The organism is Citrobacter sp. Cf125, from assembly GCF_030333935.1.
GTDB classification, from domain to species: domain Bacteria; phylum Pseudomonadota; class Gammaproteobacteria; order Enterobacterales; family Enterobacteriaceae; genus Citrobacter; species Citrobacter freundii.
Map to the genome: position 1 here is coordinate 395,649 of NZ_JAOWEY010000023.1, position 24,116 is coordinate 419,764.

Genomic DNA, 24,116 nt, shown 5'->3' on the forward strand with positions numbered 1-24,116 from the left:
TTTCACCTGTAATCGAAATTACAGCAGTTCTTTTGCTTTCGCGACCACGTTGTCTACGGTGAAGCCGAATTCTTCAAACAGCAGTTCCGCCGGTGCAGACTCACCAAAGGTAGTCATACCAACAATAGCGCCGTTCAGGCCCACGTATTTGAACCAGTAGTCAGCAATGCCAGCTTCGATAGCGACGCGAGCAGAGACGGCTTTCGGCAGTACGGATTCACGGTAAGCCGCATCCTGCTTGTCGAATGCATCGGTAGACGGCATGGAAACCACGCGCGCTTTCACGCCTTCAGCGGTCAGTTTGTCCCAGGCAGCCACGGCAAGTTCAACTTCAGAACCGGTGGCGATGAAGATCAACTCCGGCTGACCCGCGCAATCTTTCAGCACGTAGCCACCGCGAGCGATGTTCGCCAGTTGCTCTGCAGTACGTTCCTGCTGCGCCAGGTTCTGACGGGAGAGGATCAGCGCGGTCGGGCCGTCCTGACGCTCAACACCGTATTTCCATGCTACTGCGGATTCAACCTGGTCACACGGACGCCATGTGCTCATGTTCGGGGTCACACGCAGAGAAGCAACCTGCTCTACCGGCTGGTGAGTCGGGCCATCTTCACCCAGACCGATGGAGTCGTGAGTATAGACCATCACCTGACGCTGTTTCATCAGCGCAGCCATACGCACCGCGTTACGGGCATATTCCACGAACATCAGGAAGGTGGAGGTGTACGGCAGGAAACCACCATGCAGGGAAATACCGTTGGCAATCGCGGTCATACCGAATTCACGTACACCGTAATGGATGTAGTTACCGGCAGTATCTTCGTTGATGGCCTTAGAACCAGACCACAGAGTCAGGTTAGACGGTGCCAGGTCAGCAGAGCCGCCGAGGAATTCAGGCAGCAGAGGACCGAAGGCTTCAATCGCGTTCTGAGACGCTTTACGGCTGGCGATTTTCGCAGGGTTAGCCTGCAGCTTAGCAATGAACTCGTTGGCTTTTGCGTCGAAGTCAGACGGCATTTCACCTTTCATACGACGGGTGAATTCAGCAGCTTCCTGCGGGAAAGCTTTGGCATAAGCAGCGAACTTCTCGTTCCATGCGGCTTCTTTTGCCTGGCCGGCTTCTTTCGCATCCCACTGCGCGTAGATTTCAGACGGGATTTCGAACGGCGCGTATTTCCAGCCCAGCTGTTCGCGGGTCAGTGCGATTTCTGCATCGCCCAGCGGTGCACCGTGAGAGTCGTGGGTACCGGCTTTGTTCGGAGAACCGAAACCGATGATGGTTTTGCACATCAGCAGGGACGGTTTGTCGGTCACTGCGCGTGCTTCTTCAACAGCGCGTTTAATCGCGTCAGCATCGTGACCATCTACACCACGAATCACGTGCCAGCCGTAAGCTTCGAAACGCTTCGCGGTGTCATCGGTGAACCAGCCTTCAACGTGGCCATCGATAGAGATGCCGTTGTCATCGTAGAACGCAACCAGTTTACCCAGTTTCAGCGTACCAGCCAGGGAACATACCTCGTGAGAGATACCTTCCATCATGCAGCCGTCGCCCATGAAAGCATAGGTGAAGTGGTCAACGATGTCGTGACCAGGACGGTTAAACTGCGCCGCCAGCGTTTTTTCAGCGATAGCCATACCCACTGCATTCGCAATGCCCTGACCCAAAGGACCGGTCGTGGTTTCAACACCCGCGGTGTAACCCACTTCCGGGTGACCCGGCGTTTTGGAGTGCAGCTGACGGAAGTTCTGCAGCTCGGACATCGGCAGATCATAGCCGGTGAGGTGCAGCAGGCTGTAAATCAGCATTGAACCGTGGCCGTTAGACAGCACGAAACGGTCACGGTCAGCCCAGGACGGGTTAGTCGGGTTGTGGTTCAGGAAATCACGCCACAGGACTTCGGCAATGTCAGCCATACCCATCGGGGCACCCGGGTGACCGGATTTGGCTTTCTGTACTGCGTCCATGCTCAGCGCACGAATAGCATTGGCAAGCTCTTTACGTGAGGACATTTTGACTCCAGATCGGATAATGAAGGCCACGCCCTAAACGACTTGACGACAGCGCGTTTTGGGCTACGCCGGAAAAAAGTGCCAACAATGTAACCCAAGCCGCGTGTCATGTACATGGAGCATCCTTTTACCGCTTCAGAAATCTCTGGATCATGCGCGCAAGTTGCGCAATCTTCTCGCCCGCTTATTGTTCTTTTCTTTATACTTATGCCGAGCGTCGGTTCACCTGCAAACGACGCATTTTTTAGAATAATCCTGACTTTGTGCGGAAGAGAAAAAATGAAAATTCGCGCTTTACTGCTTGCTACGAGCATGGCGGCGGCATTGACCGGCTGCCAGAACATGGACTCAAACGGACTGCTTTCCTCAGGCGCAGAGGCTTTCCAGGCCTACAGTCTGAGCGATGCGCAGGTAAAAGCGCTGAGCGATCAGGCCTGTAAGGATATGGACAGCAAAGCTACCATCGCCCCGGCTGGCAGCGAGTATGCAACGCGTCTTGGCAAAATCGCCGCCGCGCTTGGCGATAACATTAACGGCCAGCCGGTGAACTACAAAGTCTATATGGCGAAAGATGTAAATGCCTTTGCCATGGCGAACGGCTGTATCCGCGTATACAGCGGCCTGATGGATATGATGACCGACAACGAAGTCGAAGCGGTGATCGGCCACGAAATGGGTCACGTTGCGCTGGGTCACGTGAAAAAAGGGATGCAGGTTGCGCTGGGTACGAACGCCGTGCGGGCAGCTGCGGCTTCCGCTGGCGGGATTGTCGGCAGCCTGTCGCAATCGCAATTGGGCGATCTTGGCGAGAAACTGGTGAACTCACAGTTCTCCCAGCGTCAGGAATCCGAGGCGGATGATTACTCGTATGATCTGTTGCGCAAACGTGGGATCAATCCGGCTGGCTTAGCCACCAGTTTTGAGAAACTGGCAAAACTGGAAGCAGGACGTCAAAGCTCAATGTTTGACGATCATCCGGCATCCGCAGAACGTGCGCAACATATTCGCGATCGCATGAGCGCAGACGGGATCAAATAATCTTCGAACAGTGCCGGATAGCGGCGTGAACGCCTTATCCGGCCTACAGAATTACAAATTTAGTCCAGCGATCGGGCGTTATTGGCGAAGCCAGTTTGAGACCGGACAGCGCACAGCCACCGGAGCGTACACGTAGTACGTGAGGATGGCGAGCACTGCCCGGGTTCAAAATGGCGAGTAAAATAGCCCGAAACCGTTACTCGCCTTTTTTCGCCGCCTGGATATAGAGCATTTCTAATGCTAACGTTGCCGCCGCCAGTGCGGTGATCTCTGACTGATCGTAGGCCGGAGCCACTTCAACAACATCCATCCCGACGATGTTCAGATCTTTCAGACCACGTACCAGTTTAATAGCACGATCGGAAGTCAGACCGCCGATCACTGGCGTACCGGTTCCTGGTGCAAACGCCGGGTCCAGACAGTCGATATCAAAAGTCAGGTATACCGGCATATCACCGACAATCTGCTTAACCTGAGCGATAATGTCATCAACGCTGCGGTCGTTAACCTGGCACGCATCCAGTACGGTAAAGCCGTTGTCTTTGTCGAACTCGGTACGAATACCGATCTGCACAGAGTGATTCGGATCGATCAGACCTTCGTTCGGCGCAGTGTAGAACATGGTGCCGTGGTCGAATTCGCAGCCGTTAGCGTAGGTGTCGGTGTGGGCATCAAAGTGCACCAGCGCCATTTTACCAAAGTGCTTGGCATGCGCGCGCAGCAGCGGCAGCGTGACGAAGTGGTCGCCGCCAAAGGAGAGCATGCGCTTACCGGCAGACAGCAGCTTCTCAGCATGCGCCTGCAGTTTTTCACTCATTTCACGCGCATCCCCGAACGCATAAACCAGATCGCCGCAGTCCACCACGTTCAGGCGCTCGCGCATATCGAAGTTCCACGGGAAGCGGTTGTGCTCCCAGGCCAGGTTGGTGGAAACCTGACGGATTGCCGCCGGACCATGACGCCCGCCCGCACGACCAGACGTTGCCATATCAAACGGTACACCGGTGATCACCCAGTCGGCGTCGCTGTCGTACGGCATGAAGTTCATCGGCAGACGTAAAAAACCAAAGGCGTTAGAAACCAGGGAGTTGTCGTATTGATGACCTAAGGTGCTCATGTACTGACCTCTTTAAAAATCGATGAAAAAAAATCCCCTCCGCGTCGTTAAGCCCGACGAGGAAGGGATTGATTTGGTAACTGCATATTTACGGCAAATTATCGCCGTTATTTTGTACGGATTCAAGTGAGTGCCACAAATGCTGCCCCCGCGGATTCCGACTGCCGGATGGCGGCTTTGCCTTATCCGGCCTACTTTCGTAGGAACGGTAAGCGCAGCGCCACCTGACATTTATCGTTACTCATCTTCCAGATAAGTATAACCGTACAGACCGGCTTCAAACTCTTCGAGGAACTGCTGTTGCAGCTCAGCGTCCAGATCGGTGTTTTTCACCTGGTCACGGAACTGCGTCAGCAGGGTGTTCGGATCCAGCTGCACGTATTGCAGCATATCCGCCACGGTATCTCCTTCGTCGGACAGCTCAACTTCTACGCTGCCGTCAGGGAAGACGAACACGTCAACCGCTTCGGTATCACCAAACAAGTTGTGCATGTTGCCGAGGATCTCCTGGTACGCACCCACCATAAAGAAGCCCAGCATCGGCGGGTTCTCAGGGTCGTATTCCGGCATCGGCATGGTGGTCGCAATGCCATCACCGTCAACGTAGTGGTCGATAGCACCATCAGAGTCGCAGGTGATATCCAACAGCACCGCACGGCGTTCAGGCACCTGATTCAACCCTTCCAGCGGCATTACCGGGAACAGCTGATCGATCCCCCACGCATCCGGCATCGACTGGAACAGTGAGAAGTTGACGTAAATCTTATCCGCCATACGCTCCTGCAGCTCGTCGATAATCGGACGGTGCGCACGGTTGCTCGGGTCGAGTTGTTTCTGCACTTCATGGCACATGTTCAGATACAGCTGCTCTGCCCACGCACGCTCCTGCAGGCTAAAGGTGCCTGAAGAGTACCCAACGTGAATATCGTGCAGATCCATCTGGCTGTCGTGCAGCCATTCACGCAGCGAACGACGGGTTCCCGGTTCATGCATCTCTTGCCAGGTTTCCCACATGCTTTGCAGGGCACGTGGCGCATCGTCAGCCGGAGGCGTGGCTTCGGTGTGTTCACTACGCTCAACGCCGATAATGTTAGATACCAGCACGGTATGGTGCGCGGTTACCGCGCGGCCAGACTCGGTGATTACCGTCGGATGCGGCAGACCGTGTTCTTCACAGGCGTCGCCAATAGCCCAGATGATGTTGTTGGCGTATTCGTTCAAACCGTAGTTTACGGAACAGTCAGACTGCGAACGGGTACCTTCGTAATCTACGCCCAGACCACCGCCCACGTCGAAGCACTGGATATTAACGCCAAGCTTGTGCAGCTCAACGTAGAAACGCGCCGACTCACGTACGCCGGTGGCGATATCACGAATGTTCGCCATTTGGGAGCCGAGATGGAAGTGCAGCAACTGGATGCTGTCCAGACGCCCACGCTCGCGCAGAATTTCTACCAGTTGCAGCACCTGGTTTGCCGCCAGGCCGAATTTTGATTTTTCACCGCCGGAGGACTGCCACTTGCCAGAGCCCTGCGACGCCAGACGCGCACGCACGCCCAGACGCGGAACGACATTCAGGCGTTCAGCTTCATCCAGCACGATAGCGATTTCAGACATCTTCTCGATGACCAGATAGACCTTATGGCCCATCTTCTCGCCAATCAGCGCCAGACGGATATATTCGCGGTCTTTATAACCGTTACACACGATCACGCTACGGGTCATTCCGGCATGGGCCAGAACGGCCATCAATTCAGCTTTGGAACCAGCTTCCAGCCCCAGCGGTTCGCCGGAGTGGATCAGCGATTCAATCACGCGACGATGCTGGTTGACCTTGATCGGGTAAACGAGGAAATAGTCACCGTTGTAACCGTAAGATTCACGGGCTCGTTTAAACGCGGCGTTAATCGAACGCAAACGATGTTGCAGGATCTGCGGGAAGCAGAACAATGCAGGCAGACGCTGGCCCTGCGCTTCACGGGCTTTCACCAACTCAGCAAGGTCAACGCGCGCTTCGGGTACGTCCGGATCCGGGCACACGCTGATGTGGCCCAGTTCATTGACGTCGTAGTAGTTATTACCCCACCAGGCAATATTGTAAGTACGCAGCATCTTGCTGGCTTCCTGGGAACTCATTGCAACCTCCTGCATGGAGCGTAGTACACCGTGTTCGCCTGCTGACGAAGGCGAACCCAAAGAAATGTCGTCAGACATAGCGAACCTCAAATTTTATTAACAAGTGTAAAACAGTTGACTACTATCGCAATCCGAAGACGCGATAACAACCCAAATACAGGCAGAATTTGCAGCAGATAGTGCTGACGCTCCGACTGTGCGACCGGTTTCTTTTTCATATCAATGTAAACACGTAACCGAACTTAATGCTGACGGTTCGGCGAAACCACGAGAAAACTCTTGTTTACCAAGAGCGCCCTTGTTCAGTTCTTAGTGACCGTTACCGGCCCTGGAGTCCTGAGAAGCGCCGAGATGGGTATAACATCGGCAGGTATGCAAGATGCAGATTGCGGGGAACATATGTACACCAGAACGGTGCGACAGATTCAGCAGAATACAACGGTTCATTATCTCGTATCACCTCCACGGTTGCTCCTTACGGAACGAACCCACAAGCCAAAGCTAAAGTCTTAACCCGGCTGGAAGTGGCAACACGATGAAAACGTCGTGTGCTTTTGTATGAGCCGCGCGCCGCGTTTTATACCCATAAGGAAGTCAAAAAGCAAAAGATAAATGCGCGCATTGCCAGCACCGTCAGGAAAAATTTCCAGTTACATTTTCAGTACAATGCGACCTCAATCAAAAAAAGCTGGAAATCAGGCGAAGAACTGTCCTAAAATAGCCGTCCAGATGTTAATCCATCTATACCGATTAACACTCAGACTGCCAGTGTCCGTCATCTGCAGACTCATGGTAGAATCTTCTACACATGGCTATTCCACTCGACAGTTTGAGCTAACCAAATTCTCCTTAGGTGAAATTAAATATGGCAAAACACCTTTTTACGTCCGAGTCCGTATCAGAAGGGCATCCTGACAAAATCGCTGACCAAATCTCTGACGCCGTACTGGACGCAATCCTCGAGCAGGATCCGAAAGCACGCGTTGCCTGCGAAACCTACGTCAAAACCGGTATGGTTTTAGTTGGCGGTGAGATCACCACCAGCGCATGGGTTGATATCGAAGAGATCACCCGTAATACGGTTCGCGAAATTGGCTATGTGCATTCCGACATGGGCTTTGACGCCAACTCTTGTGCGGTACTGAGCGCGATTGGTAAACAGTCTCCGGACATCAACCAGGGTGTTGACCGCGCCGATCCGCTGGAACAGGGCGCAGGCGACCAGGGTCTGATGTTTGGTTATGCAACCAACGAAACCGACGTGCTGATGCCAGCTCCAATTACCTATGCTCACCGTCTGGTGCAGCGTCAGGCTGAAGTGCGTAAAAACGGCACTTTATCCTGGCTGCGTCCGGATGCAAAAAGCCAGGTTACCTTCCAGTATGACGACGGCAAAATCGTCGGTATTGATGCGGTTGTTCTGTCGACTCAGCACTCTGAAGACATCGATCAGAAATCGCTGCAAGAAGCCGTTATGGAAGAGATCATCAAGCCGGTACTGCCGACTGAATGGCTGACTGCTTCGACCAAGTTCTTCATCAACCCAACCGGTCGTTTCGTAATCGGCGGTCCAATGGGCGACTGTGGACTGACAGGTCGTAAAATCATCGTTGATACCTACGGCGGCATGGCGCGTCACGGCGGCGGTGCATTCTCTGGTAAGGATCCGTCTAAAGTTGACCGTTCCGCAGCCTATGCAGCCCGTTACGTCGCGAAAAACATTGTTGCCGCTGGTCTGGCTGACCGTTGTGAGATTCAGGTTTCCTATGCAATCGGCGTGGCTGAACCGACCTCTATCATGGTGGAAACGTTTGGTACTGAAAAAGTGCCTTCTGAGCAACTGACCCTGCTGGTGCGCGAGTTCTTCGACCTGCGCCCGTATGGCCTGATTCAGATGCTGGATCTGCTGCACCCGATTTACAAAGAAACCGCTGCTTACGGTCACTTTGGGCGCGAACATTTCCCATGGGAAAAAACCGACAAAGCCGCTCTGCTGCGTGAAGCTGCCGGTCTGAAGTAATTCCCTCACGGTTCAACGCTTATGAAGACCAGCCTCGCGCTGGTCTTTTTTATGTCCTTTTCTCTTCCATACCCCATAGCCAAAGCTACGCTAACCTCCCTTGTTGTAAACAACAAATGAAAGCGATTACATACCACAGCACCTCAACCCAAACTGAATTAACTTCTCTTCGCCCCTATGATTGCATCAGTGTTACATTATATTTCGGCATTGTCTTAAATTCAGACAATTAACTTTATTCACGCTAAATGAATAGCGTTATTTTTCAATGAAATAATTGATAATCCACGTGAATGCCAGTGTAACCGATTACACTAATGTGATGTGATTCGCATTTTTTTACCCCGTACTCACCTACCCTTAACATCAACAAAACTAGCTACCCAACCGGAGGGCATCATGCCTGACAATAAAAAAACGGGGCGTTCCAACAAAGCCATGACATTTTTTGTCTGCTTTCTTGCAGCCCTGGCTGGATTACTTTTTGGCCTGGATATCGGTGTTATTGCCGGAGCTTTACCGTTCATCACCGACGAGTTCCAAATTACCCCCCACACTCAGGAATGGGTGGTGAGTTCGATGATGTTTGGTGCTGCCGTAGGTGCCGTCGGCAGCGGTTGGCTCTCCTTCAAACTGGGGCGTAAAAAGAGTTTGATGATCGGCGCAATCCTGTTTGTTGCCGGTTCACTGTTCTCCGCCGCGGCACCAAACGTTGAAGTGCTGTTGGTTTCCCGCGTGCTGCTCGGCCTTGCGGTAGGCGTTGCGTCTTATACCGCGCCGCTTTACCTGTCTGAAATTGCCCCGGAAAAAATTCGTGGCAGCATGATCTCTATGTATCAGTTGATGATCACCATCGGTATTTTGGGTGCGTATCTTTCCGATACGGCGTTTAGCTACAGCGGCGCATGGCGCTGGATGCTGGGCGTGATCATCATCCCTGCCCTGCTGCTGCTGGTTGGCGTTATCTTCCTGCCGGACAGCCCACGCTGGTTTGCTGCTAAACGTCGTTTTGTCGATGCTGAACGTGTTCTGTTGCGTTTGCGTGATACCAGCGCAGAAGCCAAACGCGAGCTGGATGAAATTCGTGAAAGTCTGCAGGTGAAGCAGAGCGGCTGGGCGCTGTTTAAAGAAAACAGCAACTTCCGCCGCGCAGTATTCCTTGGCGTCCTGTTACAGGTGATGCAGCAGTTCACCGGGATGAACGTCATTATGTATTACGCACCGAAAATCTTTGAGCTGGCGGGCTACACCAACACCACCGAGCAGATGTGGGGGACTGTTATCGTCGGTCTGACCAACGTGCTGGCAACCTTTATCGCCATTGGCCTGGTTGACCGTTGGGGCCGCAAGCCTACGCTGATCCTCGGCTTTATCGTCATGGCCGTCGGTATGGGCGTGCTGGGTACGATGATGCACGTGGGTATTCACTCGGCGGCCGCGCAATACTTCGCTGTACTGATGCTGCTGATGTTTATCGTTGGCTTTGCCATGAGCGCCGGTCCGCTGATTTGGGTTCTGTGCTCTGAAATCCAACCGCTGAAAGGCCGCGATTTCGGTATCACCTGCTCTACCGCAACCAACTGGATTGCCAATATGATCGTCGGTGCAACCTTCCTGACGATGCTGAACTCGCTGGGAAGCGCCAATACTTTCTGGGTCTACGGTGGTCTGAACGTCCTGTTCATCTTCCTGACCCTGTGGCTGATACCTGAAACTAAAAATGTCTCTCTGGAACACATTGAACGTAACCTGATGAAAGGTCGTAAACTGCGCGAAATTGGCGCACACGACTAATCACGAAAAGCTTCCTCCCCCGCGGGAGGAAGCCTTCCTCTTGCAGTCCCTTCCCTGTCGCACTATCCTCTGGCGTTATGAAAACCTCCCGTCTCCCTATCGCCATCCAGCAAGCCGTTATGCGTAGCCTGCGGGAAAAACTCGCTCAGGCCAATCTCAAGCTAGAACGCAATTACCCGGAGCCAAAGCTGGTTTACCAACAGCGCGGAACCGCCGCGGGTACCGCGTGGCTACAAACCTACGAAATTCGTCTGAATCCCATCCTGCTGATGGAGAACGTTGACGCGTTCGTTAACGAAGTGGTGCCCCATGAACTGGCGCATTTACTGGTGTGGAAATACTTTGGCCGCGTGCCGCCGCACGGCAAAGAGTGGAAATGGATGATGGAAAGCGTGCTGGGCGTGCCAGCCCGACGTACGCATCAGTTCGAACTGCAATCCGTGCAGCGTAAGACCTTTACTTACCGCTGCAAGTGTCAGGAACACCAACTAACCGTACGCCGCCATAACCGCGTGATACGCGGCGAAGCCACCTACCGCTGCGTTCACTGCGGCGAACCACTGATTGCAGAATAATCTTCAGAATTATCAGGAACTTTTCTGATCTAACTGATTGCATACAGGAATGACTTTCGCTACGTTGCGGGCTCGTTTTGACACGGAGTTCGTGATGTACCGTAATTTTTCCTTTGCTGCGGCCCTGTTAGCCGCAGCATTTTCAGGCCCGGCTTTAGCCGAAGGCATCAACAGTTTTTCTCAGGCAAAAGCGGCGGGCGTCAAAGTTAACGCCGATGCGCCAGGCGATTTCTACTGCGGTTGTAAAATTAACTGGCAAGGCAAAAAAGGGATCGTGGACCTCGAATCCTGCGGCTATAAAGTGCGAAAAAACGAAAACCGCGCCAGTCGAATTGAATGGGAGCACGTTGTCCCCGCCTGGCAGTTTGGTCATCAGCGCCAGTGCTGGCAGGACGGAGGGCGTAAAAACTGCGCTAAAGATCCGGTCTATCGCAAAATGGAAAGCGATATGCATAACCTGCAGCCTGCGGTAGGTGAAGTGAATGGCGATCGCGCTAACTTCATGTACAGCCAGTGGAACGGTGGCGAAGGCCAGTATGGACAGTGCGCGATGAAGGTTGATTTCAAAGAGAAAGTTGCCGAGCCGCCTGCCCGCGCCCGTGGCGCCATCGCGCGTACCTATTTTTATATGCGCGACCAATACAACCTGACGCTCTCTCGCCAGCAAACCCAGCTTTTTAATGCCTGGAATAAGCAGTATCCGGTCACCGACTGGGAGTGTGAGCGCGACGAACGCATCGCGAAGGTACAGGGGAATCATAACCCCTATGTGCAACGCGCTTGCCAGGCGCAAAAGAGCTAACCTACACTAGCGGCAATATTTTTAACCATGCCCTGGCCTGTTGCAGCCCAGGGCCATGACGCGGATGTTTAACTATGCGCATTCCTCGCATTTATCACCCAGAGCCACTCGCTTCCGGTAGCCAAATTTCACTGTGTGAAGATGCTGCCAACCATATCGGCCGCGTACTACGTATGGGGCCAGGCCAGCCGCTACAGCTGTTTGATGGCAGCAATCAGGTATTCGACGCCGAAATTACCCATGCCAGTAAGAAAAGCGTGGAAGTGAAGGTGCTTAACGCTGAACTCGACGATCGGGAATCACCGTTGCATATCCACCTGGGCCAGGTAATGTCGCGCGGTGAAAAAATGGAATTTACTATCCAGAAATCGATTGAACTGGGTGTAAGCCTCATTACGCCACTTTTTTCTGAGCGTTGCGGCGTTAAACTGGACAATGAACGCCTGAACAAGAAGCTCCAGCAGTGGCAGAAAATAGCTATTGCCGCCTGCGAACAGTGCGGTCGTAATCGGGTGCCTGAAATTCGCCCGGCAATGGATCTGGAAGCATGGTGCGCAGAACAGGACGAAGGACTGAAGCTCAATCTGCATCCTCGCGCCAGCGCCAGCATTAACACGCTGCCGCTCCCGGTGGAGCGTATCCGCTTGCTGATTGGCCCGGAAGGTGGGTTGTCGGCAGATGAAATTGCCATGACCGCACGGTATCAGTTTACTGATATTCTGTTAGGACCTCGCGTTCTGCGTACTGAGACAACTGCGCTCACCGCCATTACCGCGCTTCAGGTGCGTTTTGGCGATCTGGGCTAAGGCATAAACGGAGAAGAACATGATCAAGCTCGGCATCGTGATGGATCCCATCGCAAGCATCAACATCAAGAAAGATTCCAGCTTCGCAATGCTGCTGGAAGCGCAACGCCGCGGTTACGAAATTCATTATATGGAGATGGCCGATCTTTATCTGATCAACGGCGAAGCCCGCGCCCATACGCGTACCCTGAGCGTAGAGCAGAACTACGACAAATGGTATGAGTTCAAGAGCGAGCAGGATCTCCCGCTGGCAGACCTGGACGTTATTCTGATGCGTAAGGATCCGCCGTTTGATACCGAGTTCATCTACGCGACCTATATTCTGGAACGTGCAGAAGAGAAAGGAACGCTGATCGTCAACAAACCGCAGAGCCTGCGCGACTGCAACGAAAAGTTGTTCACCGCATGGTTTGCCGATCTGACGCCGGAAACGCTGGTCACGCGTAATAAAGCGCAGCTGAAAGCCTTCTGGCAAAAACACAGCGACATCATTCTCAAACCGCTGGACGGCATGGGCGGGGCCTCTATTTTCCGCGTGAAGGAAGGCGATCCGAACCTTGGCGTTATTGCGGAAACGCTGACCGAGCACGGTACCCGCTACTGCATGGCGCAGAACTATCTGCCAGCCATTAAAGACGGCGATAAACGCGTGCTGGTGGTCGATGGCGAACCCGTTCCTTACTGCCTGGCGCGTATTCCGCAGGGCGGCGAAACCCGTGGCAACCTGGCCGCAGGTGGTCGTGGCGAGCCGCGTCCATTAACCGACAGTGACTGGGAAATTGCCCGTCGCATTGGGCCAACGCTGAAAGCGAAAGGTTTGATTTTTGTCGGTCTGGATATCATTGGCGATCGTCTGACGGAAATTAACGTCACCAGCCCAACCTGTATTCGTGAAATTGAAGCGGAGTTCCCGGTTTCGATTACCGGTATGCTGATGGATGCCATTGAAGCGCGCCTGCAAAAATAAAAGAACTCGCCGGTAGAAGGGACCCTACCAATACTAATAGTGACAGCGCTCCTGTTTGTACGCATACTGGGCGCTGTTGCTTTTTTGAACCAGGAAACAGAACCTCTGACAATGAATTTACAGCATCACTTTCTAATTGCCATGCCTGCTCTCCAGGATCCAATTTTCCGCCGTTCCGTGGTGTACATCTGTGAACATAATGAGAACGGAGCAATGGGGATTATCGTCAATAAGCCTCTGGAAAACTTACAAATTGAAGGGATTCTGGAAAAGCTGAAGATTACTCCAGAAGAACGCGATCCGGCCATTCGTCTGGATAAGCCCGTGATGCTCGGCGGCCCGCTGGCAGAAGACCGTGGATTTATACTTCATACCCCACCGTCGCGCTTTGCGTCCAGTATTCGCATTTCTGATAACACCATCATCACAACCTCCCGCGATGTATTAGAAACCCTGGGTACGCAGGAACAACCGTCCGAAGTGCTGGTTGCGCTGGGTTATTCATCATGGGAAAAGGGCCAACTGGAACAAGAGTTACTGGATAACGCCTGGCTTACGGCCCCTGCCGATCTCAACATCTTATTCAAAACACCGATTGCCGACCGCTGGCGCGATGCGGCGAAGCTTATCGGGATAGATATTCAGACCATGCCCGGCGTGGCGGGACACGCATGATGAGCGGAACATTACTCTCTTTTGATTTTGGTACGAAAAGTATCGGCGTCGCCGTGGGTCAGCGCATTACCGGTACGGCCAGGCCATTGCCTGCCATCAAAGCGCAGGACGGTACGCCAGACTGGAATTTGATTGAACGCCTGCTGAAAGAGTGGCAACCGGATGAAATCATTGTCGGCCTGCCACTCAACATGGATGGCACCGAACAGCCCCTTACCGTGCGCGCACGTAAATTCGCTAACCGCATTCATGGTCGCTTTGGCGTAACCGTAACGCTGCACGATGAACGTTTGAGCACCGTCGAAGCCCGCTCAGGCCTGTTTGAGCAAGGCGGTTACCGGGCGTTGAATAAAGGCAAAGTGGACTCCGCTTCTGCCGTTATTATCCTGGAAAGCTATTTCGAGCAGGGCTATTAAAGCCGCCCCTGCGCCTGTCGCTGCTGCAAACTTTGTGCAAACGTCTGCATACCTGTCTGCTGCCCGGTTTGAATCACGCCGGGTAGCTGATGCGTTTTCCCTTCGCGGATCAAATTGCCCACGGCGGGCGTGTTGACGAGCAGTTCGAATAGCGCCACGCGTCCCCCCTGCTTATCCTCCTCCAGTTTTTGCGAAAGAACCGCCCGCAGGCTGTCTGCCAGTTGGTTACGCACAGGATCTTTCTCTGTTGCTGCAAAGGAATCCACCAGCCGCGCGATGGCCTGCGCCGCACCTCGCGTATGTAACGTTGCCAGCACCAGATGTCCGGTCTCCGCCGCCGTTAATGCCAGCCGAATGGTTTCCACGTCGCGCAGCTCACCCAGCAAAATAACGTCGGGATCTTCGCGTAGCGCACCGCGCAAACCGGTGGCGAAAGAGGCGCAATGTGCGCCCACCTCCCGCTGTTGAATCAGACAACGTCGGCTGGTGTAGCGATATTCAATAGGATCTTCCAGCGTCAGAATGTGCCCCTCAATATGCTGATTAAGATACTCCACCATCGCCGCCAGGGTCGTAGATTTACCGCTGCCGGTAGCGCCTGTCACCAGAATCAACCCATTTTCACTGTGAAGCAGTTCAGGTATGACCGCGGGAGGCTGAAGATCGTCTAAATGAGGACAATCCAGCGGTAGCAGTCTTAGCGCCAGCGAGGTTCCCTGCAGATGGACAAATGCGCTGGCGCGCAGCCGCCGGGAGTCCGTCAGGGTAACGGCAAAATCAACCTGCCCTTGCTCCTGCAACTGTACCTGTTGTTGCTCACTGAGCGAGCACATCAGCAGATTCTCTACGTCAGGCGTGATAAACGGTGCGCTTTCGACTTTTCCATGTCTGCGCCAACGCGCGGGCCATGCATTGCACAGGTGTAGATCCGACACGTTATGCTTTACACTAAGGGCCACTATTTCTTCCATATTCATATGAACATCCTCGGAAAATGAACGATATCGCGCATAACCTGGCACATGTCCGGGACAAAATCTCAGCCGCCGCGACGCGTTGCGGGCGGTCTTCAGAAGAAGTTATGTTGCTTGCAGTCAGCAAAACCAAACCTGCGAGCGCCATCGAAGAAGCCATTACCGCAGGGCAGCGTGCCTTCGGTGAAAACTATGTCCAGGAAGGGGTGGATAAAATCCGCTACTTTCAGGAAAAAGGCGTCAACGATCTGCAGTGGCACTTTATCGGCCCGCTGCAGTCCAACAAAAGTCGTCTGGTCGCCGAGCACTTTGACTGGTGCCATACGATCGACCGTCTACGTATCGCTGCCCGTCTGAGCGAACAGCGCCCGGCAGAATTGCCGCCGCTGAATGTGCTGATCCAGATTAATATCAGCGATGAGAACAGTAAGTCAGGGATTCCGCTGGCAGAGCTTGATGCCCTGGCCGCTGAAGTCGCTGCGCTGCCGCGCATTACCCTGCGTGGTTTGATGGCTATTCCCGCTCCTGAGTCAGATTATGTAAGGCAGTTTGAAGTTGCACAGCAAATGGCTGTAGCATTTGCCGGGTTGAAAACACGCTATCCAAATATCGATACGCTCTCGCTGGGGATGTCTGATGATATGGATGCCGCTATCGCGGCGGGTAGCACGATGGTGCGCATCGGCACTGCCATTTTTGGTGCTCGTGATTACACTAAAAAATAAGGAAAATTAAGGAACACCATGAATACGTTGACCTTCCTGCTCTCAACGGTAATTGAGCTGTATACCATGGCGCTGCTGCTGCGCGTGTGGATGCAATGGTCTCGCTGCGATTTCTACAACCCGTTCTCGCAGTTTATTGTGAAAATCACTCAGCCCATTATTGGGCCGTTACGCCGTATTATTCCTCCGATGGGGCCCATTGACAGCGCATCAGCATTAGTCGCGCTCGTTCTCAGCTTTATCAAAGCCATCGTGCTATTTAAGGTGGTCACGTTCCAGCCGATCATCTGGATCGCCGCCGTGCTGATTGTCCTGAAGACCATTGGGCTGCTGATTTTCTGGGTGCTGCTGGTAATGGCGATTATGAGCTGGGTCAGCCAGGGTCGCAGCCCGGTGGAGTACGTGCTGATTCAACTGGCGGATCCGCTGTTGCGTCCTATCCGTCGCATACTTCCAGGCATGGGCGGGATCGATTTCTCCCCAATGATTCTGGTTCTGCTGCTCTATGTCATTAACATGGGTATCGCGGAAGTGTTACAGGCGACAGGCAACATGCTGCTGCCGGGGCTGTGGATGGCGCTATGAGTGCCGTTACACCCTGCGACGACGGTCTGGTTTTACGGCTCTATATTCAGCCGAAAGCCAGCCGTGACAGTATTGTGGGTTTACATGGCGACGAAGTTAAAGTCGCCATTACCGCCCCGCCGGTCGATGGACAAGCCAACAGCCATCTGGTGAAGTTTCTCGGCAAACAGTTCCGCGTAGCGAAAAGCCAAGTCGTTATTGAGAAGGGCGAGCTTGGTCGGCACAAACAGGTTAAAATTATTCATCCGCAACAGATCCCGCCCGAAATTGCGGCGCTAACTGATTAGGTATTCCATGCAAAAAGTTGTCCTCGCGACCGGCAATGCCGGTAAAGTGCGTGAACTCGCCTCTCTTCTGAGTGATTTCGGTCTTGATGTTGTTGCCCAAACGGATCTGGGTGTTGATTCTGCAGAAGAGACCGGGCTGACGTTTATTGAGAACGCCATTCTGAAGGCGCGTCATGCCGCACAAATTACGGGTTTGCCAGCCATTGCTGATGACTCCGGCCTGGCAGTAAATGCCCTTGGCGGCGCGCCGGGTATCTATTCAGCCCGCTATTCCGGCGAAGATGCGACCGATCAGCAGAACCTGGAAAAACTGCTGCACACCCTGCGGGATGTCCCGGATGACCAGCGTCAGGCGCAATTCCACTGCGTGCTGGTGTATATGCGCCATGCGGACGATCCCACGCCTTTAGTGTGCCACGGAAGCTGGCCGGGCGTGATTACCCGTGAACCGGCCGGAAACGGTGGTTTTGGTTACGACCCAATCTTTTTTGTGCCGTCCGAAGGAAAAACAGCTGCTGAGCTGACCCGCGAAGAAAAAAGTGCGATTTCTCACCGCGGACAGGCACTGAAGCTGCTGCTGGATGCCCTGCGTAATGGTTAACCTTCCGCCGCTAAGTCTTTATATTCACATCCCCTGGTGCGTGCAGAAATGCCCGTACTGCGACTTTAACTCGCATGCGCTTAAGGGCGAGGTTCCTCATGACGACTATGTTCAGCACCTGCTGAGCGATCTGGATACTGAGGTGGCCCACGCCCAGGGGCGCGAAGTAAAGACAATTTTTATCGGTGGTGGTACGCCGAGCCTGCTTTCTGGCCCGGCAATGCAAACGCTGCTCGACGGCGTGCGTGCACGGCTGAATCTGGCCGCAGATGCAGAAATCACAATGGAGGCGAATCCCGGGACAGTGGAAGCCGATCGCTTTGTTGATTATCAACGCGCTGGCGTAAACCGTATCTCGATTGGCGTGCAGAGCTTTAGCTCCGCCAAACTCGAGCGTCTGGGACGTATTCACGGGCCGGAAGAAGCCAAACGAGCAGCACACCTGGCGAGCGGTCTGGGGCTACGCAGCTTTAACCTCGACCTGATGCATGGTTTGCCAGATCAGATGCTGGAAGAGGCGCTGGGCGATTTGCAGCAGGCCATCGCGCTCAATCCACCGCATCTTTCCTGGTATCAGTTGACCATCGAACCCAACACGCTGTTCGGTTCCCGTCCGCCTGTTTTACCAGACGATGATGCGCTGTGGGATATTTTTGAGCAAGGCCACCAGTTGCTGACCGCCGCCGGGTATCAACAGTACGAAACCTCAGCCTATGCAAAGCCGGGCTATCAGTGTCAGCACAACCTTAATTACTGGCGTTTTGGCGACTATCTCGGTATTGGCTGCGGCGCGCATGGCAAAATTACGTTCCCGGACGGGCACATTCTGCGTACCACCAAAACACGGCATCCGCGTGGCTACATGCAAGGGCGTTATCTCGAAAGCCAGCGTGATGTCGCCGAAGCCGATAAGCCGTTCGAGTTCTTTATGAACCGTTTCCGGTTGCTTGAGGCCGCGCCTCGCGCGGAGTTCAGACAATATACCGGGCTTACCGAGGACGTTATTCGTCGACAGATCGATGAGGCTATTTCCCAGGGCTACCTGAGTGAATGCGATGAATACTGGCAGATTACTCAACACGGTAAGCTGTTTTTGAACTCTCTGTTGGAGCTGTTTCTGGCGGAGTAATGGCTGGTGAACATGGCGTTTTAAATCAAGTTCGGTAGCGCTAACGCTACCGAACTCGAAATTTATTTGATAATACCTTTGCGCCGTAAATCAGTAATCTCTCTATCCCAGCGCTCATACTCGCTTTTTAATTGATTGATCTGCGTATCCAGCGCCATTCCCTGACCACGCAGCTCACTTTGCTGGTCATAAAGCGGTTTCAGCTTTTCATCTTGCGCTGCCATCTCTTCTTTGATTTTTGCATTCATAAGCGCGTGCTGACGGTAATATTCTCGCTTCTGTTCATTAAGCGCAGTATCACGCGCAGCGCGTAACGGCGCAGCATCACATTCTGGTTTGGCCTGGCAGGAAGCAAGCGCGGGGTCGTATACGGTTTTATAGTAATGATTCTCGAATTTCAGCGGATCGTTTTGCCTGTCGATCTCGTACATTTGCTGCAACTTTTCTTGCATAACATCGCTGCGGGTACGGGGATTGCCGTTTGCATCCTTACCCCATGATTGCTTAATTTGCGTATCCAAGTCAGCAATCTGTTTTTCCACTTTATCTATCTGGATCTGAGCTTTTTCCTGAGCAATTTTTTTATCGTGATAGCTGGCCTCTATCCTGGCCAACTTTGGATAGAAATTGCTGTCGGTAATCACGAGGTACTGATCTTTATTTTCCGTTTTTGACAATGGATAACCGATATTTTTAGCCGCTGTTTGCATGGAAAAAAACTCAGTCCGCCACCCTGAAGCAGGTGTACCAACAGATGTCACCATGGCAGAAAATTTAACCTGATGACCTTTAACCCAGTTTTTTTCCATAAATTTATAGTCGCCCGCCATCCCGACCATGCTATAGAGATCTTCAGTAGCGGACATATCACCTTCTGCCGACCACGTTGCCTGGTTTCCTTCTGCGCTAATCAACTTTAACGAAATATCATCTAGCTTCATCAGTCCCGTAAAGTCGGCATAAAATTGGTCTTTAAGGATCTTGTCAGTCGGAGGAGTAACGTCATTAGCAAGGCAATATGTTGATAACATTGCCAGGAGTACAATTCCAGCAGTCCATTGTTTTTTCATTCGTGGGGCTCCACCCAAATAATAACAACAGTTATTATAACAAGGAGCATTATTGCGGGGAATTACAATGCGTGTACAGAAACGAACCCCGGCCAAATGACCGGGGCCGGAGTGATTAATACTGATTAAACATTTCCTGGATCTGTTTAGGATCCTTGGTTTGAGTCAGCGCAAGCTGCAGCAGAACACGTGCTTTTTGCGGGTTCAGGGAACCTGAAGCCACAAATCCGTATTTTGCATCATCAACTTCTGCATCCTGCGTGGTGGCACCCGTTGGTACACGAGATGAACGCACCACAACGGTACCTTTATGCGCGGCGGTTGCCAGCGTATCGAAAATGGTTTTATACAAGTTACCGTTACCTACACCTGCACTAACGATCCCTGCGTAACCCGCATCTACCAGTGCTTTTGCCGGCAGATCGGAGGCGTTAGCATAGTTGTAAACAATCCCAACTTTCGGCAACTCGGTCAGCTTAGAAACATCGAACGGAGTAGACGTGGTGTGCTTACGCGCAGGCGTACGCTGGTAGTCGATTTTACCGTTATGAATGTAACCCAACGGGCCGTAGTTAACGGATTTGAAGGTAGCAACGTCGGTAGTGTTGGTTTTAGTCACGTCGCGACCATCCATAACGGTGTCGTTCATCACCACCAGCACTCCGCGGTTGGCAGAGGCTTTGTCTGCGGCAGTTACCACTGCGTTATACAGGTTGAACGGGCCATCAGCACTCATACCCGTAGATGGACGCATGGCGCCGACCAGCACGACCGGCTTGTTGCACTTGACGGTCAGGTCGAGGAAATAGGCGGTTTCTTCCATGGTATCCGTACCATGTGTCACCACGAAGCCGTCGGTTTTATCACACTCGGTATTAATCTTTTTGGCCAGCGTTAACCAGACTTCGTCATTCATATCCTGGGAGCCGATGTTCACCACCTGCTCGCCTTTAACGACAGCGATATCTTTCAACTGAGGTACGGCCTCAACCAGATTTTCTACGCCAACCTTGCCTGCCGTGTAGTTAGATTTTGTCGCGGAATCACCACCGCCAGCAATCGTCCCGCCGGTCGCTAAAATGGTGATGTTTGGCAGTGCAAGCGCCGCGCCGCTGAAACCCATAACCAGTGCGGCAAGTGCCGTTTTCTTGAAAAACTCCATGTTATTTCTCCAGTTACTTGAATTTGCAGCATTATGTCTATCCTACAGATGAATAATGTGACGAGTTCCAATTAACCAGATTTATATCTCCATCAAATTGTTATTCTTAGAGATGGATATCAAAAAAACAGAAAAGTACAAAATAAAACGGCGCAGAATGTTTCTGCGCCGTTAAAAAGAGGTGAAGATTATTTCAGAGTGCTAACCAGCGTTTTACGATCGTTTTCCAGCGTCACGACGCGGGCACAAACATCTTTGCCAAACTGTTGGAAGTCTTGTTCCTGATTCTTCCATTCGTTTTGAATTGAGGTTTGCAAGCCACCAAGGCTACCGAGCACGCCCTGCAACGGATTACCACCACCTTTGAGTACGGCTTTGGCACCCATTTCGTTGATGCTGTCCTGCAAAATACCGCCCATCGCCTGATTAACCAGCTGTTGTCCGTCCGCGCGAACTTGATCAATCGCCTTATAATGGAAGGTCAGGCCATCAGTTCGATGCTCGATGATACGGTTCATCTGCTCTTTCAATTGCGCATCCAGCTTGGTTAAGCGGCCACGCATGTTGCTGCTTTCACCGACCTCTTTGGCGATGATTTTATCCAGCGCCACGCGACCTTTCTCTACGCGCGCTCTGGCACCTTCGTCAATCCACGGCAGGCTGCTACGCAACGCCGCCTGATAATCTTTGGCCTGCTCACGCTGTGCGGCGTTCAGGCTGTACTGTTTACCGTTGAAGGTGACATCGCCGGCCTGGGTAATAATCAGGTCGCCGTTCTCACCCTTCACTTGCACCGTTTGTGGGCTCAAAATCACATCGTCACGCGGGGTGACGCTGCACTGGTAATCTGCATGTGCGGCCATCGCCGTGAACGTTAGGACTGCCGCCAGCAGCGTTTTGCGCATCATATCTTTCCCTCAAGACAAATCGGGCCGGCATTTGCCGACCCTGTGCTACTTAGTCCCACCAAATATCGAAAAGTTCGCTGGTACGCACTTCTTCTAGTTTGTGCTCTTCCAGCCACTTACGCACGATTGCCTGGTGTTCTTCGGTGCATTTGCCAATTTCCTGCAGACAGATCAGACCTTCCCAGGCCAGATAGCCGCTGCCGTCAAAAGCCAGCTTGTTCGGTTCGATAACTTCATTGATAAAGTCATCAACGATTTGATCGACCTGCTCTCCAGATGTCCCTTCCGGGAAACGCCATGCAACCGAAAATCCTACTTCCTGGAATTCTTCGATGTGCATCTTTTTACGCAGACGACGGCTACGGTTCTTTGCCATTATTTCACCCTCTCGAACATTAAGTCCCATACGCCGTGGCCAAGACGATGACCACGTTGTTCAAATTTGGTTACCGGGCGCGATTGTGGGCGCGGTACATAATCGTTACTCTCGGACTGGTTTTTATACCCGTCAATGGAGGACATCACTTCCAGCATATGTTCCGCATAAGCTTCCCAGTCGGTTGCCATGTGGAATACGCCGCCCAGCTTCAGCTTACTTAAGATATGCTCAGCAAACGGTACCTGAACGATACGGCGTTTATTATGACGTGCTTTATGCCACGGGTCAGGGAAAAACAGTTGAACCATAGATAAAGAATTGTCAGGAATCATTTTATGCAGGACTTCAACGGCATCATGGCACATGACGCGCAGGTTCTCGACACCCTCTTCATGGGCTGAAGCCAGACACGCACCAACGCCCGGCGAGTGAACCTCAATGCCAAGGAAATTCTGTTCCGGACGCGCTTTTGCCATTGCGACCAGCGACGCTCCCATACCAAAACCGATTTCCAGCGTGACTGGCGCATCACGGCCAAACAGTTCTGCGAAATTTACAGGCTCTTCGCTGAACTCAACGCCCATCACCGGCCAGTAGTTTTCCAGCGCGTGCTCCTGCCCTTTCGTCAGTCGCCCCTGGCGACGAACAAAACTACGAATCCGGCGCAGAGGGCGGCCGTTTTCATCAAATTCCGGTGAAATGACGTCGTTCTTCATAAAAGTTTAGTCTGCTGTGTTTGAGTTCTGAAAACGGGCATTATCCAAAGTTAGTTGCCGGATGCAAGTAAAGGAAGAAAGTGAGCAGCGGAAAGTTCCGGTTTACACCCCGTTGCCGCTGTGCTGCAATCTTGCCCCCGGCAATAATGAAACGGTAATCATGCAAGCGTCTCAATTCTCGGCTCAGGTTTTGAGCTGGTACGACAAATACGGGCGGAAAACGCTGCCCTGGCAAATTGATAAGACGCCTTACAAAGTATGGCTCTCTGAGGTAATGCTGCAACAAACTCAGGTTGCGACCGTTATCCCTTATTTTGAGCGCTTTATGGCGCGCTTCCCAACGGTAACGGATTTAGCCCATGCGCCGCTGGATGAGGTTCTGCATTTGTGGACCGGGCTGGGTTATTACGCCCGAGCGCGTAATCTGCATAAAGCCGCGCAGCAGGTTGTCACGCTACATAGCGGTATATTTCCGCAAACTTTTGATGAGGTGGCCGCCCTACCTGGCGTCGGTCGCTCAACCGCAGGCGCGATCCTTTCCCTCTCTCTGGGTCAGCATTTTCCGATTCTCGACGGTAACGTCAAACGCGTGCTGGCTCGCTGTTATGCTGTAAACGGCTGGCCGGGTAAAAAAGAGGTCGAAAAGAAGCTGTGGGAGTTGAGCGAGCAGGTGACGCCCGCCCACGGCGTTGAGCGTTTTAATCAGGCGATGATGGATTTAGGCGCCATGGTCTGTACGCGCTCAAAACCTAAATGTTCGCTGTGTCCGTTGGAAAATGGCTGTGTGGCCAGCGCCAATGCAAGCTGGGCGTTGTACCCGGGTAAAAAACCCAAGCAAACGCTGCCAGAACGAACGGGCTATTTTTTACTGATGCAGCATAATGACGAAGTGCTGCTCGCACAGCGACCGCCCAGCGGCTTATGGGGTGGTTTATACTGTTTTCCACAGTTTGACGACGAAGATGGACTGCGCAACTGGCTGGCGCAACGGCAAATTAACGCAGATAATCTGACCCAACTTAATGCGTTTCGCCATACCTTTAGCCATTTCCACTTAGACATTGTGCCTATGTGGCTTCCTGTGTCTTCATTCGGCTCATGCATGGATGAAGGCAACGCGCTCTGGTATAACTTAGCGCAACCGCCGTCGGTCGGACTGGCGGCTCCCGTGGAGCGTTTGTTACAGCAATTACGTGCCGGTACACACGTTTAACGTACCGGTCG

26 protein-coding genes are annotated in these 24,116 nt (G+C 52.8%); 15 read left to right on the plus strand and 11 right to left on the minus strand.

The features are described from left to right. Positions 1-18: 18 nt before the first annotated feature. A complete protein-coding gene (gene tkt / locus OGV89_RS12295; RefSeq protein ID WP_003027049.1) occupies positions 19-2,010 on the minus strand; it encodes a transketolase in 1,992 nt (663 codons plus the stop codon). A 279-nt stretch (positions 2,011-2,289) separates the two neighbouring features. Between tkt and loiP the strand changes: the two genes are divergently transcribed. After that, on the plus strand, positions 2,290-3,048 hold the full coding sequence (gene loiP / locus OGV89_RS12300; RefSeq protein ID WP_003027053.1) for a metalloprotease LoiP: 759 nt from the start codon (positions 2,290-2,292) through the stop codon (positions 3,046-3,048). A gap of 196 nt (positions 3,049-3,244) precedes the next feature. Here the strand turns inward: loiP and speB are convergent, their stop codons facing one another. The 4 genes from speB to yqgG all read right to left on the minus strand — a co-directional run bounded on the left by speB (position 3,245) and on the right by yqgG (position 6,748). Further along, positions 3,245-4,165 carry an agmatinase gene (gene speB, locus OGV89_RS12305; RefSeq protein WP_003027056.1) on the minus strand — a complete coding sequence of 307 codons (921 nt, stop codon included), beginning with the start codon at positions 4,163-4,165 and terminating at the stop codon, positions 3,245-3,247. A 237-nt stretch (positions 4,166-4,402) separates the two neighbouring features. After that, on the minus strand, positions 4,403-6,379 hold the full coding sequence (speA, locus tag OGV89_RS12310) for a biosynthetic arginine decarboxylase (protein ID WP_003027059.1): 1,977 nt from the start codon (positions 6,377-6,379) through the stop codon (positions 4,403-4,405). An 8-nt stretch (positions 6,380-6,387) separates the two neighbouring features. Beyond that, positions 6,388-6,519, minus strand: coding sequence for an acid stress response protein YqgB (yqgB, locus tag OGV89_RS12315; RefSeq protein ID WP_003027062.1), 132 nt, complete (start codon positions 6,517-6,519; stop codon positions 6,388-6,390). Between the two features lie 91 nt (positions 6,520-6,610). Beyond that, positions 6,611-6,748: a small protein YqgG gene (gene yqgG / locus OGV89_RS12320; RefSeq protein WP_269147429.1), complete on the minus strand. Its 138-nt coding sequence runs from the start codon at positions 6,746-6,748 to the stop codon at positions 6,611-6,613. 418 nt (positions 6,749-7,166) lie between these two features. On the opposite strand from yqgG, the gene metK reads away from it, so the two are divergent. The 8 genes from metK (at position 7,167) to ruvX (ending at position 14,356) form a co-directional block, all read left to right on the plus strand. Continuing rightward, on the plus strand, positions 7,167-8,321 hold the full coding sequence (gene metK / locus OGV89_RS12325) for a methionine adenosyltransferase (RefSeq protein ID WP_003027071.1): 1,155 nt from the start codon (positions 7,167-7,169) through the stop codon (positions 8,319-8,321). A 399-nt stretch (positions 8,322-8,720) separates the two neighbouring features. After that, positions 8,721-10,115 carry a galactose/proton symporter gene (gene galP / locus OGV89_RS12330; protein WP_003027074.1) on the plus strand — a complete coding sequence of 465 codons (1,395 nt, stop codon included), beginning with the start codon at positions 8,721-8,723 and terminating at the stop codon, positions 10,113-10,115. Positions 10,116-10,192: 77 nt separating this feature from the next. Continuing rightward, on the plus strand, positions 10,193-10,690 hold the full coding sequence (locus tag OGV89_RS12335; RefSeq protein WP_286558698.1) for a SprT family zinc-dependent metalloprotease: 498 nt from the start codon (positions 10,193-10,195) through the stop codon (positions 10,688-10,690). Positions 10,691-10,784: 94 nt separating this feature from the next. Continuing rightward, on the plus strand, positions 10,785-11,492 hold the full coding sequence (gene endA / locus OGV89_RS12340) for a deoxyribonuclease I (protein ID WP_003846364.1): 708 nt from the start codon (positions 10,785-10,787) through the stop codon (positions 11,490-11,492). Positions 11,493-11,566: 74 nt separating this feature from the next. Continuing rightward, positions 11,567-12,298 (plus strand): 16S rRNA (uracil(1498)-N(3))-methyltransferase, encoded by a 732-nt coding sequence (gene rsmE, locus OGV89_RS12345; RefSeq protein WP_003027080.1) that lies wholly within the window; start codon positions 11,567-11,569, stop codon positions 12,296-12,298. A gap of 19 nt (positions 12,299-12,317) precedes the next feature. Continuing rightward, positions 12,318-13,265 carry a glutathione synthase gene (gshB, locus tag OGV89_RS12350; RefSeq protein ID WP_003027083.1) on the plus strand — a complete coding sequence of 316 codons (948 nt, stop codon included), beginning with the start codon at positions 12,318-12,320 and terminating at the stop codon, positions 13,263-13,265. Positions 13,266-13,376: 111 nt separating this feature from the next. After that, positions 13,377-13,940: a YqgE/AlgH family protein gene (locus OGV89_RS12355; RefSeq protein ID WP_003027086.1), complete on the plus strand. Its 564-nt coding sequence runs from the start codon at positions 13,377-13,379 to the stop codon at positions 13,938-13,940. Further along, positions 13,940-14,356: a Holliday junction resolvase RuvX gene (gene ruvX / locus OGV89_RS12360; RefSeq protein ID WP_181826196.1), complete on the plus strand. Its 417-nt coding sequence runs from the start codon at positions 13,940-13,942 to the stop codon at positions 14,354-14,356. Before OGV89_RS12355 ends, ruvX begins: the two co-directional genes overlap by 1 nt. Here ruvX and OGV89_RS12365 read toward each other — a convergent pair. Beyond that, a complete protein-coding gene (locus OGV89_RS12365) occupies positions 14,353-15,333 on the minus strand; it encodes a type IV pilus twitching motility protein PilT (protein ID WP_213180511.1) in 981 nt (326 codons plus the stop codon). The genes ruvX and OGV89_RS12365 overlap by 4 nt on opposite strands. 17 nt (positions 15,334-15,350) lie before the next feature. Between OGV89_RS12365 and OGV89_RS12370 the strand changes: the two genes are divergently transcribed. The 5 genes from OGV89_RS12370 to hemW are packed head-to-tail and all read left to right on the plus strand — an operon-like array spanning position 15,351 to position 18,657. Continuing rightward, positions 15,351-16,055, plus strand: coding sequence for a YggS family pyridoxal phosphate-dependent enzyme (locus OGV89_RS12370; protein ID WP_106107608.1), 705 nt, complete (start codon positions 15,351-15,353; stop codon positions 16,053-16,055). 18 nt (positions 16,056-16,073) lie between these two features. Further along, complete coding sequence (locus tag OGV89_RS12375) at positions 16,074-16,640, plus strand: YggT family protein (RefSeq protein WP_003825417.1); 567 nt, start codon at positions 16,074-16,076, stop codon at positions 16,638-16,640. Beyond that, complete coding sequence (gene yggU / locus OGV89_RS12380) at positions 16,637-16,927, plus strand: DUF167 family protein YggU (RefSeq protein ID WP_003027101.1); 291 nt, start codon at positions 16,637-16,639, stop codon at positions 16,925-16,927. The genes OGV89_RS12375 and yggU overlap by 4 nt, the downstream gene beginning before the upstream one ends. 7 nt (positions 16,928-16,934) lie before the next feature. Then, a complete protein-coding gene (locus OGV89_RS12385; RefSeq protein ID WP_003027104.1) occupies positions 16,935-17,528 on the plus strand; it encodes an XTP/dITP diphosphatase in 594 nt (197 codons plus the stop codon). Further along, positions 17,521-18,657: a radical SAM family heme chaperone HemW gene (gene hemW, locus OGV89_RS12390; protein ID WP_088903071.1), complete on the plus strand. Its 1,137-nt coding sequence runs from the start codon at positions 17,521-17,523 to the stop codon at positions 18,655-18,657. Before OGV89_RS12385 ends, hemW begins: the two co-directional genes overlap by 8 nt. 62 nt (positions 18,658-18,719) lie before the next feature. Here hemW and OGV89_RS12395 read toward each other — a convergent pair whose 3' ends face one another. The 5 genes from OGV89_RS12395 to trmB form a co-directional block, all read right to left on the minus strand. After that, positions 18,720-19,727 (minus strand): DUF1202 family protein, encoded by a 1,008-nt coding sequence (locus OGV89_RS12395; protein ID WP_048232778.1) that lies wholly within the window; start codon positions 19,725-19,727, stop codon positions 18,720-18,722. Between the two features lie 115 nt (positions 19,728-19,842). Then, positions 19,843-20,889: an L-asparaginase 2 gene (gene ansB, locus OGV89_RS12400; protein WP_003027108.1), complete on the minus strand. Its 1,047-nt coding sequence runs from the start codon at positions 20,887-20,889 to the stop codon at positions 19,843-19,845. A 188-nt stretch (positions 20,890-21,077) separates the two neighbouring features. Further along, positions 21,078-21,797: a YggN family protein gene (locus tag OGV89_RS12405; protein WP_003838208.1), complete on the minus strand. Its 720-nt coding sequence runs from the start codon at positions 21,795-21,797 to the stop codon at positions 21,078-21,080. A gap of 49 nt (positions 21,798-21,846) precedes the next feature. After that, positions 21,847-22,173: a YggL family protein gene (locus OGV89_RS12410; protein WP_003027115.1), complete on the minus strand. Its 327-nt coding sequence runs from the start codon at positions 22,171-22,173 to the stop codon at positions 21,847-21,849. After that, positions 22,173-22,892 carry a tRNA (guanosine(46)-N7)-methyltransferase TrmB gene (trmB, locus tag OGV89_RS12415; protein WP_003027117.1) on the minus strand — a complete coding sequence of 240 codons (720 nt, stop codon included), beginning with the start codon at positions 22,890-22,892 and terminating at the stop codon, positions 22,173-22,175. The genes OGV89_RS12410 and trmB overlap by 1 nt, the downstream gene beginning before the upstream one ends. Positions 22,893-23,052: 160 nt before the next feature. On the opposite strand from trmB, the gene mutY reads away from it, so the two are divergent. Further along, on the plus strand, positions 23,053-24,105 hold the full coding sequence (gene mutY, locus OGV89_RS12420) for an A/G-specific adenine glycosylase (RefSeq protein WP_049001615.1): 1,053 nt from the start codon (positions 23,053-23,055) through the stop codon (positions 24,103-24,105). The last annotated feature ends 11 nt before the right edge of the window (positions 24,106-24,116 follow it).